The organism is Bradyrhizobium sp. Leo78 (genome assembly GCF_059512425.1).
Map to the genome: position 1 here is coordinate 1 of NZ_JCAMOT010000175.1, position 671 is coordinate 671.

Here is a 671-nt window from a genome sequence, read left to right on the forward strand (position 1 = left end):
CCTCGACACTGTCACACCCGCCGAGTGCTCAAACTACTTCACCAACGCCGGATATGGTCAAACCTAATCTCATCACGGTCTAATTGCTCATTCCGCGCTCGGGCGCTGTGCCGGCGTAGAACGCGCGATACCTACTCTGGCGGTCCAGGGCCGTGAACCAGCGAGACGCCCTTTGGCCTGGACAAATATACCGATTCCATAATCGAGCCTTAGGCATAGCGAGCGGCGCGTTATGCCGCCGTGCTGGAGATCGCTGCCCACACCTTTAGCCCGTACGCTGAACTGCGCATGGACGCAAAGCTAGCGGCGTCTATCACGAAGGTGACTGCGGATCCGGCCTGGTGTGGCTGTCCTCACGCGCTCTCCTTGCGCTGCATTTCTCGATCAACGTTGCGGTGAGAATTACCGCAAGGCCCAACATCACGATGCCGGCGGCAAGCCAGCTTGGTAACGGAGGCCTTCCGGAGCGGCTTGACCACGAAAGAGAGCGCGTGTCCCCCCACGAGAGCGGGAAGGTGAGGGGTGCTTCCGGCCCAGGGAGATGCGAGGATCCCGCGACCAGCTTCGGCTGCGTCAATTCACAGGCGCCGAGCACTTTCACAGCGTGCTCAGTGGCTGCGCTATAACGCGCAGCAGCCGGATTATGGATCGAGGTTTTGCGAAAGCCTCGT

Annotated in this window: 1 pseudogene; it reads right to left on the reverse strand. The window is 60.5% G+C overall.

Going from position 1 to position 671, the window contains the following annotated elements:
- Positions 1–313: 313 nt before the first annotated feature.
- Positions 314–671, reverse strand: a pseudogene (locus AC5ZG1_RS44145) (hypothetical protein); the annotation flags it as partial.